At 73.4% G+C, this 13,018-nt stretch carries 8 protein-coding genes; 6 read left to right on the forward strand and 2 right to left on the reverse strand.

Annotated elements, in window-relative coordinates:
• Window positions 1-104: 104 nt before the first annotated feature.
• Window positions 105-1,400, reverse strand: a complete 1,296-nt coding sequence (locus OG519_RS33325; RefSeq protein ID WP_405592102.1) for an enolase C-terminal domain-like protein — start codon at window positions 1,398-1,400, stop codon at window positions 105-107.
• A gap of 158 nt (window positions 1,401-1,558) precedes the next feature.
• Between OG519_RS33325 and OG519_RS33330 the strand changes: the two genes are divergently transcribed.
• The 4 genes from OG519_RS33330 (at window position 1,559) to OG519_RS33345 (ending at window position 8,995) form a co-directional block, all read left to right on the forward strand.
• Window positions 1,559-2,458 carry an NAD-dependent epimerase/dehydratase family protein gene (locus OG519_RS33330; RefSeq protein WP_405592105.1) on the forward strand — a complete coding sequence of 300 codons (900 nt, stop codon included), beginning with the start codon at window positions 1,559-1,561 and terminating at the stop codon, window positions 2,456-2,458.
• A 234-nt stretch (window positions 2,459-2,692) separates the two neighbouring features.
• Window positions 2,693-5,254 carry a glutamate--cysteine ligase gene (locus OG519_RS33335; RefSeq protein ID WP_405592108.1) on the forward strand — a complete coding sequence of 854 codons (2,562 nt, stop codon included), beginning with the start codon at window positions 2,693-2,695 and terminating at the stop codon, window positions 5,252-5,254.
• Between the two features lie 25 nt (window positions 5,255-5,279).
• The gene (locus OG519_RS33340) at window positions 5,280-7,064 is read left to right on the forward strand and encodes an N-acetylglutaminylglutamine amidotransferase (RefSeq protein ID WP_405592111.1); all 1,785 of its coding nucleotides are present in this window, start codon (window positions 5,280-5,282) and stop codon (window positions 7,062-7,064) included.
• Window positions 7,061-8,995, forward strand: a complete 1,935-nt coding sequence (locus OG519_RS33345) for a S9 family peptidase (protein WP_405592114.1) — start codon at window positions 7,061-7,063, stop codon at window positions 8,993-8,995. Before OG519_RS33340 ends, OG519_RS33345 begins: the two co-directional genes overlap by 4 nt.
• Window positions 8,996-9,013: 18 nt before the next feature.
• Here OG519_RS33345 and OG519_RS33350 read toward each other — a convergent pair whose 3' ends face one another.
• Complete coding sequence (locus OG519_RS33350) at window positions 9,014-10,051, reverse strand: response regulator (protein ID WP_405592117.1); 1,038 nt, start codon at window positions 10,049-10,051, stop codon at window positions 9,014-9,016.
• Between the two features lie 142 nt (window positions 10,052-10,193).
• Between OG519_RS33350 and OG519_RS33355 the strand changes: the two genes are divergently transcribed.
• Together OG519_RS33355 and OG519_RS33360 are read left to right on the forward strand one after the other, a co-directional pair.
• Window positions 10,194-11,807 (forward strand): ATP-binding protein, encoded by a 1,614-nt coding sequence (locus OG519_RS33355; RefSeq protein ID WP_405593177.1) that lies wholly within the window; start codon window positions 10,194-10,196, stop codon window positions 11,805-11,807.
• Window positions 11,804-12,991, forward strand: a complete 1,188-nt coding sequence (locus tag OG519_RS33360; RefSeq protein WP_405592120.1) for a PP2C family protein-serine/threonine phosphatase — start codon at window positions 11,804-11,806, stop codon at window positions 12,989-12,991. Before OG519_RS33355 ends, OG519_RS33360 begins: the two co-directional genes overlap by 4 nt.
• Window positions 12,992-13,018 lie beyond the last annotated feature (27 nt).

Below are 13,018 nucleotides of genomic sequence, written 5' to 3' on the forward strand. Positions count from 1 at the left end.
CTGACCGCCTGACCGCCTGACCGCCTGACCGCCTGACCGCCTGACCGCCTGACCGGCGGCTCACCGCCCCGGCCCGCGCCCGCAGCCGCCTGCCCGCGCGTGCCTCAGGGCGCGTCGAGGCCGCCGTCGGGCCGGCGCACCCCCGTCGACCACCGCTCGTGCAGGAATTTCGTCGGCGGGTACTTGGCCGCCTCCTTCTCGTCGAGTTCGACGCCCCACCCCGGCGCCTCCGACGGCGCGAGATGCCCCTCGCGCACCACGGGCGTGCCGGGAAAGACCTCGTGGGTCGCGTCGTTGTACGGGTGGGACTCCTGGTAGCCGAAGGCCGGCGTCGAGATGTCCACCGCGAGGTTGGCGGCCACGCCGACCGGCGATATGTCGCCGGGGGAGTGGAAGGCGGTCCGCACCCCGACCAGTTCGGCCAGCGCCACCAGCTTGCGGGTCGGGGTGAGGCCGCCGACCGCCGAGGTGTGCAGCCGCAGCAGGTCGATCCCGCCGTCCCGGATCAGCCGGACCGCGTCGGTGACCGAGCCGATCTGCTCGCCGACCGCGATCGGCACCGGCGACGCCGCACGTACCTCCGGCAGCCGGTCGTAGAACTCCGGCGGGATCACGTCCTCGAGGAAGGACAGCCGGTACGGCTCCAGGGCCCGTGCCAGTACGACCGCCTGCTTGGGCGTCAGCCGGCTGTGCACGTCGTGCATCAGGCTCACCTCGTCGCCGAGCCGCTCGCGCGCCGCCGCGAACAGCCCCGGCGTGTCCCGCAGATAGCGGGCCACGTCCCAGCCGTCCGGGTGCGGGGAGCGCGGGTAGCCGCCGAGGGTGCCGGGAGCGCCGTACGTACCGAGCCCGGGCCCGCCGACCTGAAGCCGGATGTGCCGGTAGCCCTGCTCCAGCAGCGCCGCCGCCTCCTCCAGCGTCTCCGGGACGGTGCCGCCCGCGGCGTGTGAGTACACCTCGACGGCGGCCCGGCTGCGACCGCCGAGCAGTTCGTACACCGGCATCCCGGCGCGCTTGCCCGCGATGTCCCACAGCGCCTGGTCGACGCCGGACAGCGCGTTGTTCAGCACCGGGCCGTTCCGCCAGTACGACGAGTAGTGCACCGACCGGGTGATGTCCTCGATGTCCGCCGGATGCCGTCCGACGACCAGTGGGCCGACGTGCTCGTCGACCGCGGCGACCACCGCGGCGTACCGCTGGGTGAAGGTGGCACAGCCCAGCCCGTACAGACCCGGCTCCGAGGTGTCGACACGGACCACCACCAGCGGCGTGCCCTCCGGCGCGGTGACGATCGCCCTGACCGCGGTGACCCGCAGTCCGTCGCGGGACGGCCACGGCGGTATCGCCTGCGGCAGACCGCCGGTCGCGTCGAGCAGCCGATTCGGGTCGGATCCGGTCATCTCACCCTCCGGTGCGCATCAGTGGGCGGACCCCTCGATCGCCGGCCCGCCGGTCAACAACAACGGGTCGATGCTAGGGGCATGTTAAATTCCCGGCACCATGCCGGGCGCCGGGTTTCATCCGGGGGCGGTCCGGCCGCGCGCGGAGGGAGTTCAGCGTGAAGGTTCTGGTCACCGGCGCCGGTGGCGCGCTGGGGCGCGAAGTGGTCGCCCGGCTGCGGAGCGAGGGGTGGAGCGTGCGGGCCCACGACCGCACTCCGGTCGATCCGGACGCCGCCGACGAGGTGCTCACCGGTGAGCTGCTCGACCCCGGGCTGCTCGACACCGCGGTCGAGGCGATGGACGCGGTCGTCCACACGGCCGCCATCCCGTCGCCCAACTCGGCGCCCCACGACGAGGTGTTCGGCAACAACGTGCAGGCCACCTACCGCGTGCTGGACGCCGCGGGGCGGCACGGCGTCGGCCGGGTGGTCAACATCTCCAGCCTCTCCGCTCTCGGCTTCGCCTTCTCCCGGCACGGCGCGTCCCCGCGCGGCGTGCCCGTCACCGAGGAGCACCCCTTCGCCGGCGACGACGTCTACGGCCTGTCCAAGTACCTGGGCGAGATCGTCGCGGACGCGGCCGTCCGCCGCTGGGGCACCACCGTCGTGAGCCTGCGCTTCCCCTTCCTCGGCACCGGCGAGCGGCTGCGACAGCACATCGCCCGCGTCCACCAGGACCCCGGGTACGACCGCGGCTCGCTGTGGGGCTGGCTCGACACCCGCGACGCGGCCCGGGCCGTCGGCGCCGCGCTGACCGCGCCGCTCGCCGGCTCGACGGGCCCAACCGGCCTGGCCAGTCGGATCGGTGATACCGGTCACACCAGCGCTACCGGCCATACCGTCATCAACGTCGCCGCCCCCGACACCACCGCCCTGGAACCGACCGAAGAACTCCTGCGCCGCTACCACCCCACCACCCGCCTCGACGCGCCCCTCGACGGCTTCGCCGTGCCCTTCTCCATCCGCCGCGGCCAGGAACTCCTGGGCTTCACCGCCCAGCATTCCTGGCGCTCTTGAATCAAGCGGCCGCCGGCCCGAGACTGTCTCGGACAGCGACTGCTCGATCGCATTCGCACCGGGCACTCCGGTAGTCCACCGCAACGAGGCGGCGACCAAGGCGGTTGGTCACCGCTCGTTACCGGGTGCGGTCAACGACCCCACGTGCACAGCCATGCCGGCGGGGCAGGAGACACCTCTGATGTCCGACGCCGGTGACCCCAGCGTGAGGATCTGACGTCGAGAGGAGACGGCGTGGCCGTCGCGGTCGGAGTCGAAGAGGAATTCCATGTCGTGGAGCTCAAGTCGGGCACCCTGGTACCCCAAGCCAGGGCGCTGCTCGACCGGCTGCCCGAACGGGGCTTCACCACCGAGTTGCAGCAGTCGATCGTGGAGGCCAACAGCAGGCCGCACCAATCGCTCCACGAGTTGTTCAAGGACATCCAGGCGTCGCGGCGCGCCCTGGCGGCCGCGGCGGAACCGCTCGGCCTGGGCGTCGTCGCGGCCGGCACCGCCCCGATGGCCCGGCTCGGCACCATCGACGCCACCGCCGACCCGCGCTACCGGCGGATGACCGAGAACTACCGGGTCGTCGCCGAGGAGCAGCTCATCTGCGGGCTCCAGGTGCATGTCGACGTACCCGACCGGGACACCGGCATCATGGCCATGAGCCTGGTCGCGCCGTGGCTGCCCGCGCTGCTCGCGCTCTCCACCAGCTCACCGTTCTGGCTCGGCTCCGACACCGGGTACGCCAGCTGGCGCACCCTGCTCTGGCAGCGCTGGCCCACCACGGGCCCCGCCGGGCACTTCCGCTCCGCCGAGCACTACGACGAGGTGATCGCGGGACTGGTCAGGTCGGGCGTCATCAGCGACGCCGGCATGGTCTACTACGATGTCCGCCCGTCCGCCCACCTCCAGACCCTGGAACTGCGCATCTGCGACGCCGTGCCGCGCGCCGAGACCGCGGTGATGATCGCCGGCCTCTTCCGCGCCCTCGTGGTCGACGCCTGCGAGGCGGTGGCCGAGGGCAAGCGCGGCGACGAACGCCTGGAGTGGCTGCGCGCCGCGACCTGGCGGGCGGCGCGCTCCGGCATCGAGGGCGACCTGGTCCACCCCGCCGACGGAGTGCCCCGTCCGGCGCCCCGCGTCGTACGGTCGCTGGTGACCCGGCTGCGGCCCGCGCTCGAACGCATCGGGGACTGGACCGATGTGGTGGAACTCACCGAGGAGGCACTCGGCCTGGGCAGCGCCGCGCACCGGGTTCGGCGGGTGGCCGAGTCCGACGGGCTGCCCGCGGCGGTCGAGATGCTGGTCGCGCAGACCCGCGGCGAGCGCGGCAGCGATCATGCCGCGCACCACAGCGGGCTGTTGCGCGGCTACCGCGCCGACCACGACGAGATGGTCGACCTGGCCGGCGAGGTACGGCCGCTCTACCGGCCGATGCTCACCGAACTCGACCGGTCCGGCGTCGGGGGGCTGCAACGGGCCATCCGCGCCCAGCAGAAGAAGCAGCGGGCGCAGGAGGTGGTCTTCCGCACCGACGGTGACGACACCCATCAGCTCTTCCCCTTCGACGTGGTGCCCCGGCTGGTACCGGCCGAGGAGTGGGCGATGCTCGAACGCGGCCTGATCCAGCGGGTCCGCGCGCTTGAGGCGTTCCTGCACGACGCCTACGGAGAACAGACCTCCCTGCGCGACCAGGTGGTCCCGGCCCGCTTCCTGCCGCAGCCGCAGGCGGCCAGGGAAGGCGCCCTGCTCTCCCGGCCCGGCCTGATCCGGATCGGCGTGGCCGGCATCGACCTGGTCAAGGACGCCACCAAGGGCTGGCTGGTGCTTGAGGACAACCTCCGGGTGCCCTCCGGCATCGCCTACGCCCTCGCCGCCCGGCGGCTCGGTCCGGTCCGGCCGTGGCCCACGGTGGCCGGCGTCGACGACGTCGCCGCGATCCTGGCCCGTACGCTGCGCGGCGCCGCGCCCGGCGCCGACCCGCGGGTGATGGTGCTCAGCGACGGCCCCGGCAACTCCGCCTGGTACGAACACCGCACCCTCGCCAAGGAGATGGGCTTCGCCCTGCACACCACGGACGACCTGGTGGTCCGCGACGGCCGGGTGCACGCGGTCAGGGCCGGCCGCACCGGTCCCGAGGGCGCGCCCGTCGACGACCGCCCGTTCGACGTCGTCTACCGCCGGATCGACGAGGACGACCTGGCCAAGGCGATCGGCGCCGACGGCGGACCGCTGTGGCCCGGCCTCACCGCCGCCGCCCGGGCCGGAAACGTCGCCTTCGCCAACGCCTGGGGCAACGGCATCGCCGACGACAAGGCGCTGTACGCGCTGGTGCCCCGGCTGATCCGCTACTACCTCGGTGAGGAGCCGCTGCTCGGCCAGGTGCCCACGATGCTGCCGGGCGATCCCGGTGTGCTCGACGAGGTGCTCGACCGGCTGGCCGAACTCGTCGTCAAACCGGTCGACGGCCAGGGCGGCGCCGGCGTCGTCATCGGCCCGCACGCCTCGCCCGAGGAACTCGCCCGGCTCAGGGCCGAGCTGCTGGTCTCGCCGCAGAACTGGGTGGCCCAGGACGTGGTGCAGCTCACCAGCCACCCCACCTTCGACGGCGAACGGCTCGAACCACGCGTCGTGGACCTGCGGGTGTTCGTCTGCAACGAGCGGGAAGGCGACGGACTCGGCGCCGTCGGGCTCAGTCCCACGGTGCTGCCGGCGGCCATGACCCGGGTCGCGGCCGGCGGCAGCCTCATCGTCAACTCCTCACGCGGTGGCGGCGCCAAGGACACCTGGATACTGCGCGGCGACTCATGATGAGCCGCCCCCCTCGGAGGTGCACATGTGTGGTCTGACCGGTGAGATCAGATTCGACGGCACCCGCCCCGACCTGGCCGCCGTCGAGCGGATGACCGACCGTCTCGCGGCCCGCGGGCCGGACGGGCGGGGCCTGTGGTCGCAGGGCGCCATCGCCCTCGGCCACCGGCGGCTGAAGATCATCGACCTGTCCGAACGCGGCGCCCAGCCGATGACCGACCCGGAAAGCGGTCTCACCGTCGTCTTCAACGGCTGCCTGTACAACCACAGGGCGCTGCGGGCCGAACTGGAGCGGGCGGGACACCGTTTCCACTCCGCCTCCGACACCGAGGTGCTGCTGCGCTCCTACCGGGAGTGGGGGGTGGACTGCGTCGACCGCTTCGCCGGCATGTTCGCCTTCGCCGTCACGGAACACGCCTCGGGGCGGCTGGTCCTCGGCCGCGACCGGCTCGGCATCAAGCCGCTCTACACCGCCCGCCGCCCCGGCCGGCTGCGCTTCGCCTCCTCGCTGCCCGCGCTGCTGGCCGGCGGCGACGTCGACACCGCCCTCGACCCGGTCGCCCTCCACCACTACCTCAGCTTCCACTCCGTCGTCCCCGCCCCGCTCACCATCCTGGCGGGGATACGGAAGCTGCCGCCCGCCACCGTCCGCGTCGTCGAACCCGACGGCACCGAACACGACCACCGCTACTGGGCGCCGGTGTACGGGCGGCAGGACGCCCACGCCGGTATGGACGCGGACGACTGGCGCGACGCGGTGCTCGACGCGCTGCGTACCGCGGTCCGCCGCCGTACCGTCGCCGACGTGCCGGTGGGCGTGCTGCTCTCCGGCGGCCTCGACTCCAGCCTCGTGGTGGCGCTGCTCGCCGAGTCCGGCGCGAAGGACCTGGCCACCTTCAGCATCGGCTTCGACAGCGAAGGCGGCGAGGCGGGCGACGAGTTCCACTGGTCCGACATCGTCGCCCGCCGCTACGGCACCCGGCACCACCGCATCGTCGTCCCCTCGGCAGACCTCCCCGACGCGCTGGACGACGCCGTGGCGGCGATGAGCGAACCCATGGTCAGCCACGACGCGGTCGCCTTCCACCTGCTCAGCCGGGAGGTCTCCCGGCATGTGAAGGTGGTGCAGAGCGGGCAGGGCGCCGACGAGGTCTTCGCCGGATACGACTGGTACCCGCCCATGGCCGGTATCCCGCGCGAGGACGCCGCCGCCACCTACGCGAAGGTCTTCGTGGACCGGCCGCACGACGAACTCGGCCGGATGCTCGACGCCGGCCCGCCGACCGCCCTGGACGTCTCGGGGGACTTCGTCCGCGACCACCTCGCCCGGCCCGGCGCGGACACCGCGCTCGACGCGGTGCTCCGGCTCGACACCGAGATCATGCTGGTCGACGACCCGGTCAAGCGGGTGGACAACATGACCATGGCCTGGGGCCTGGAGGCCCGCGTGCCCTTCCTCGACCATGAACTGGTCGAACTCGTCGCGGCCTGCCCGCCGGAGCTGAAGCTCGCGGACGGCGGGAAGGGCGTACTCAAGGCCGCCGGCCGTACGCTGCTGCCGGTGGAGATCACCGACCGGCCCAAGGGCTACTTCCCGGTCCCGGCGATCCGCCATATGGCCGGGCCGGTGCTCGAACGCGTCCAGGAGGCCCTGTCGGCGCCGTCCGCCAAGGCCCGGGGCATCTTCCGCGACGACTACCTGCGGGAGCTGCTGTCGGCCCCCGAGGAGCACCGGACCACGCTCGGCGCCAACGCCCTGTGGCAGGCGGCGCTATTGGAGATCTGGCTTCAGACCCACGGAGTCGCATGAGCATCACCTCCCGTCCCGCCGGGACCTCGCGCCCGCACGACGCCCCCGGCACCCGGGACCACTGCTGCCGGGAGGCGGCGGCCGATCCCGCCGGACCGTCCGCCGCGTTCGTCTGCGACCGGCACGGCACACCGCAGCTCTGGCTCGCGGTGCCCGACGACCCGGCGCCCCGGCTGCTCGACCCCGGCCCCGATCCGGTGTACACGGTGAGCTGGTCGCCCGACGGCCGGTGGATCGCCTACACCGCCGCGCCGGGCGGCGGCGAGCACACCGTGGTGCGCTGCGTGCGCCCGGACGGCACCGGCCGCCACGACCTGGCCGGCGCCGGCACCCTCGCGGCCGCCCACTTCGGCTGCTGGACCAGGGACGGCGCGGCGCTCGCCGTCACCGAGGCGGTCGCCGCGGATCGCGTCCCGCCGCCGACCGCCGCCGGGCACGAGCCCCTCGGCGCCGACGCGATCGGTCCTGCCGACCGGCTCGCCGGCCTGGCCGAGGACGCCTCGCAAGGCGTGCTGGTGGCCTCGCTGGTGGACCCCGACGGACTGCGCCCGCCCCGGCGGGTGGCGGTCGAGGCGGGCTCCGCCACGCTGCGGGTGGTCGACGTCAGTACGGACGGGCGCTGGTTCCTGCTGCGGCGCGGTCCGCGCGGTCACCGGGAGGCGGTCGTGATGGACGCCCTGGACGGCCGCGAGACCTGCCTGCTGCCCGCCGCCGACGGCGACCCGTGGATTGGCCGGTTCTCGCCGGACTCCCGGCTGCTCTGGCTGCGGACGGACGAGGACCGCGAATACGCGGCGCTGGTCGCCGTCGAGTTGACGCCCGACGGCGGCCACGGGGGGATCAGGTCCGTCACCGCCCGGCCCGACGCCGACCTGGAACTCCTCGCCGCCGACCGGACCGGGCGGCGGGCCGCCCTGGCCTGGAACCACCGGGGCCGTACGGTCCTGGAAAGCGCCGTGCTCGGCGCCGACGGCGCCCCCGCCGAGGTCCGCGCCATCCCGCTGCCGCACGAGGTGGTGACCCGGGCGGACGCCGACGCGGCCGGCGGCTGGCTGCTGTCGCTCTCCGGCTCGGTGCGGCAGCCCGGCGTGTGGACCACGACCGCCGCGGGCCGGGCGCTGCGTACGGCCTGGACATCTCCCGGGGCCCGCGGCCCGGCGCCCGAGCCGCCCACGCTGCTGGAGTTCGAGGCCCGTGACGGCACCCCGCTGACCGGCTGGTTCCACCGGGCTCCCGGCGCGGGGGCGGCCGGGCCCTGCGTCGTCCACCTGCACGGCGGCCCGGAGAGCCAGGAACGCCCGGTGCTCGACCCCCTCTACCAGGCGCTTCTCGCCCACGGGCTGCACGTCTTCGCCCCCGACGTCCGCGGATCGTCAGGACACGGCAGGGCGTTCATGACCGCCGACCTCGGCGCCGGACGCCTCGCCGCCGTCGACGACGTCGCCGACAGCGCCGCCCACCTGGTCGCCGCCGGACTCGCGGACCCCGACCGGCTGGCCGTCATGGGCCGGTCCTACGGCGGCTACCTGGTGATGTCGGCCCTGGTCAGGCACCCCGCGCTCTTCCGGGCCGGGGTCGCGGTGTGTGGCATGTCCGATTTCGCCACCTTCTTCGCCGGCACCGAGCCGTGGATCGCCGAGTCGGCGGCCGTCAAGTACGGGCACCCGGTGCATGACGAGGACCTGCTCGCGCTGCTCTCCCCGATGACCCACATCGACGCGCTCCGTACCCCGGTGCTCGCCGTGCACGGCGCGCTGGACACCAATGTGCCGCCGGGGGAGTCCGAGCAGTTCGTCCGGGCCGCCCGGACCCGCGGTGTCCCCGCCGAGCTGCTGCTCTTCGGCGACGAGGGCCACGACCTGGCCCGGCGCGTCAACCGCGAACGCCTCTACGCCGCCGCGGGGGAGTGGCTGATCCGCTGGACCCGCTGACGGGCCGCGCCTTCGCCGTCAGTCCTGGTCGGGGACGGTGGCCGTCTCGAAGAAGAAGTCGTCGATGCCGCGGACCGCTTCGAGGAAGTCGTCCAGGTTGACCGGCTTGGTGACGTAGGCGTTGGCGTGCTGGCTGTAGGCCCCGGCGATGTCGTCCGGGGTCGCGGAGGTGGTGAGGACCACCACCGGGATCGTCCGCAGCTCCTCGTCGTCCTTGAGGACGGCGAGCAGCTCGCGGCCGTTCATCCGCGGCATGTTGAGATCCAGCACGATCAGGTCCGGACGCTGGTTGGCCGGCGACCTGAGGTGCTCCAGGGCGGCGATGCCGTCGATGGCGCGGCGGATCTCGCGGGTGGCCACGCCCCGGTCGGTGAGCGCCTCCTCGACGAGCAGCGCGTCGGCCGGGTCGTCCTCGACCAGCAGGACACTGAACGTGCGGGTGGGGAGAAGGGCGTTCACGGCGACACTCCTGCTGGTCCGGGCGGGCACGGGACGGGACGGCGGCCGTGCGGTGAAGACCAGTCCCGGCCAGCGCCGACGGGCACCCTGGCGGGTGATCCCCCAGGCGCGGCCGAGATCGGGATAGGTGGCACCCTGCCGCGCGGCGGCCGAGGCCTCGTACGCGGCACGGCTGTCCACCGCCTTGAGTATGTACGACAGTACCTGGAGGCGGATCAGCGGATCGTCGGCCCGCGGATCGGGCTCTCCGGCGTCCGCCCCTTCGGCCCCTTCGGCCCCGTCACCCTCGGCGCTCTCGCCGGCCACGGCCGCGGCTGCGTCCCCGCTCTCACGGACCTCACGGTTCTCAGCGGTCATCCCGCTCCCCGCGGCCCGCGCGGTCCCGACCACCCCCGCGACGACTCCGCTGCCGCCGGCCCCCTCCGCCGGGTCCCCGGCACCGGTCCCGCGGTCGTGCGCAACCCCGGCGGCGACCGCGGCGTGCCGGGCGGGGAAGGCCTCCGCGGCGAGTCGCCGGGCCAGATCCTCAACGGCCCGTTCGGCCAGGGCGGTCAGTGCGCCGTGGTCGAGCTGCGGAGTGGACTGCTCAGGTGGCACCCGCTCACCTTAGAGTCGGTCGACGCTGGTGACAACCGACATTGTCCCGCTCGGTAACATGGCGCGGCCGTGGTCGGTCGAACGGCACCACGGTTTCGCCGCTGCGCGGCGCGCTGGCATCGAGGAGTCTGAAGTGACGGGCGTGATAACAACGGACGAGGCCGGGCAGGTCCATGCCCGGCCGCCGGCGGGAAGACCGGCCGCCCGCCCGGTGGGCTGGACGACCCGCAGGTGGCTCGCGGTGGGCGCCTGCGTCGCCCTCGTGGTGCTGGCCGGCCTGTCCATCACCGGCGCCTGGGTGTTCGCGCGGTCCACCCAGATCTCCAACCACCTCGTGGACGAGAGCAGCCCCGCGCTGGTGGCCGCGGTGCAGCTGGAGAAGTCCCTCACCGACCAGGAGACCGGCGTCCGCGGTTACGGCCTGACCGGACAGCGGTCGTTCCTGGAGCCGTACACCTCGGGACTGATCCTGCAGAGACAGAGCACCGAGCGGCTGCGGACCCTGCTGCGCCACGACCGGGCTTCGCGGGGGGATCTCGGGCAGCTCCTGGAGCAGGCACGGAGCTGGCAGCAGCGGTTCGCGCTGCCGGTGGCGGCGGCACCCGGCGGCGGCCCCATCCCGGTCGCCGCGGCGCGGGCCGACGAGGGGAAGCAGGACTTCGACAAGGTCCGCTCGGCTTCCTCGCGGCTTCAGAACACGCTCCAGCAGGCGAGCGCCAAGGCCAGGAACGATCTGCGCGCGGCCAGGGAGTTCCGCAACTGGATCTTCTCGCTGATCGCCCTGCTGATCCTGGTGATGACCGGACTGGTCTTCGCCGGTCTGCGGCGCGGCGTGACGCTCCCGCTCGGCCGGCTCTCCACGGACGTCCAGCAGGTCGCCGAGGGAGATTTCGCACACACCGTGTCCGCCGTCGGCCCGGCCGACCTGCGCAGCCTGGCCCAGGACGTCGAATCGATGCGCGAGCGCCTGGTGGCCGAACTCGCCTTCAGCGACGCGGCCCGCTCCCGGCTGGACGAACAGGCCACCGATCTGCGCCGCTCCAACGCCGAGCTGGAGCAGTTCGCCTACGTGGCCTCGCACGACCTCCAGGAGCCGCTGCGGAAGGTGGCGAGCTTCTGCCAGCTCCTCCAGCGCCGCTACGGCGACCAGCTCGACGACCGCGCGGGGCAGTACATCGAGTTCGCCGTCGACGGCGCCAACCGGATGCAGACCCTCATCAACGACCTGCTGGCCTTCTCCCGGGTCGGCCGGCTGCACTCCGACTCCGCGACCGTCGACCTGGAGCAGCTCTTCGAGCGCATCGCCGACTCGCTGAGCCTCACCGTCGGCGAGGCCGGCGCCGAGGTGACCCACGACCCGCTCCCGGTGGTCACCGGAGACCCCACCCAACTGGGCATGCTGCTGCAGAACCTGGTCTCCAACGCGATCAAGTTCCGCTCGCCGGAGCGCCCCTGCCGGGTCCATCTGTCCGCCCGGCGTGAGGGCGGCCTGTGGTCCTTCGCGATCAGCGACAACGGCATCGGGATCGCGCCGGAATTCGCCGACAAGGTGTTCGTCATCTTCCAGCGGCTGCACACCCGGGACGCCTATCCGGGCAACGGGATCGGCCTGGCGCTGTGCAAGAAGATCGTCGAGTTCCACGGCGGCACTATCGCCATCGACAACGAGCACACACCCGGCACCCGCTTCACCTTCACCCTGTCAGGACCCGCCGCGGCTCCGGCGGACGGCGCCCCCGAGGTGGTGGCCGGATGAGCGCGGGCGAGACCGCGGAGACCCCGCAGCTCACCGCGGTGAGCTACCGGATCCTGCTCATCGAGGACGACCCGGGCGACGCGCTGCTCGTCGAGGAGTACCTCGCCGACACCTCGCTCAGCGTCGAGCTCCAGTGGGCCCAGACGCTGGCCGACGGCATGGCGAGCGTCGGGCGGCGGGTGCCGGACTGTGTGCTGCTCGATCTGCATCTGCCGGACGCGTCCGGTACGGGCGCGGTCACCCGGCTGCAGAACGCCTGCCCGGCCGCGGCGATCATCGTCCTCACCGGACTGGCCGAGGCGCGGGCGGGTATCGAGGCCGTCGCCTCCGGCGCCCAGGACTACCTGGTCAAGGGGTCGGTCAGCGGTGAACTGCTGGATCGGGCGGTGCGGTACGCGGTCCACCGCAAGCAGGCCGAGCGGACCGCCGCCGAACTGCGGGTCAACCAGCACCGCGCCCAGGAGAACAGCCGGCTGGAGCGCAGCCTGCTGCCCGTCCCGATGCTCGGCGGCACCTCGGTCACCCCCACCTCCTGCTATCTGCCGGGGCGGGAGGGCGCACTGCTGGCCGGCGACTTCCTCGACGTCGTGGAGACCCCGGACGGCACCGTGCACGCCGTGATCGGCGATGTGAGCGGCCATGGGCCGGACGAGGCCGGCATCGGGGTGTGTCTGCGGATAGCGTGGCGGACCCTGATCCTCGGCGGTCACCGCGGCAGCGACCTGCTCGCGCTGATGGAGCAGATCCTGGTCGCGGAGCGGACCTACTCGGCGATGTTCGCCACCGTCGCGACGCTCTCGCTGGAGCCCCGTGGCCGCCGGCTGGACGTCACCCTGGCGGGGCACGACACCCCGCTGCTCATCGAAGCGGGGAAGGCCGAGCCGCTGCCGGCGCCCGGCGGGGTCGCGCTCGGCCTCATCCCGGGCATCGCCGACTGGCGTACCGCCCGGCTCGATCTGCCGCCCGAGGCGGCGCTGCTGCTCTACACCGACGGTCTGACCGAGGGCCACACCGGACCCGGCAACGGGCGCCTGGGCACCGAGGGGCTGATCTCGATCATCGAGAACGCCCCGGAGCCGCAGGGACAGCCGCTCATCGACCATCTCACGACGGTCACCCGCGAGCTGGACGCGGGCCGTCACCTGGACGACGTGGCGATCCTGCTGCTGACCCAGCGGCCCTGACGCCCGTCGCCGCGGCCGGGGCCCGCC

This window comes from Streptomyces sp. NBC_01190 (assembly GCF_045039895.1).
GTDB lineage: Bacteria > Actinomycetota > Actinomycetes > Streptomycetales > Streptomycetaceae > Actinacidiphila.

Bases quoted from the DNA above. Each gene is read 5' to 3' on its own strand.
- OG519_RS33325 (WP_405592102.1), bottom strand. From the start codon at position 1,400: ATGACCGGATCCGACCCGAATCGGCTGCTCGACGCGACCGGCGGTCTG.
- OG519_RS33340 (WP_405592111.1), top strand. From the start codon at position 5,280: ATGTGTGGTCTGACCGGTGAGATCAGATTCGACGGCACCCGCCCCGAC.
- OG519_RS33345 (WP_405592114.1), top strand. From the start codon at position 7,061: ATGAGCATCACCTCCCGTCCCGCCGGGACCTCGCGCCCGCACGACGCC.
- OG519_RS33360 (WP_405592120.1), top strand. From the start codon at position 11,804: ATGAGCGCGGGCGAGACCGCGGAGACCCCGCAGCTCACCGCGGTGAGC.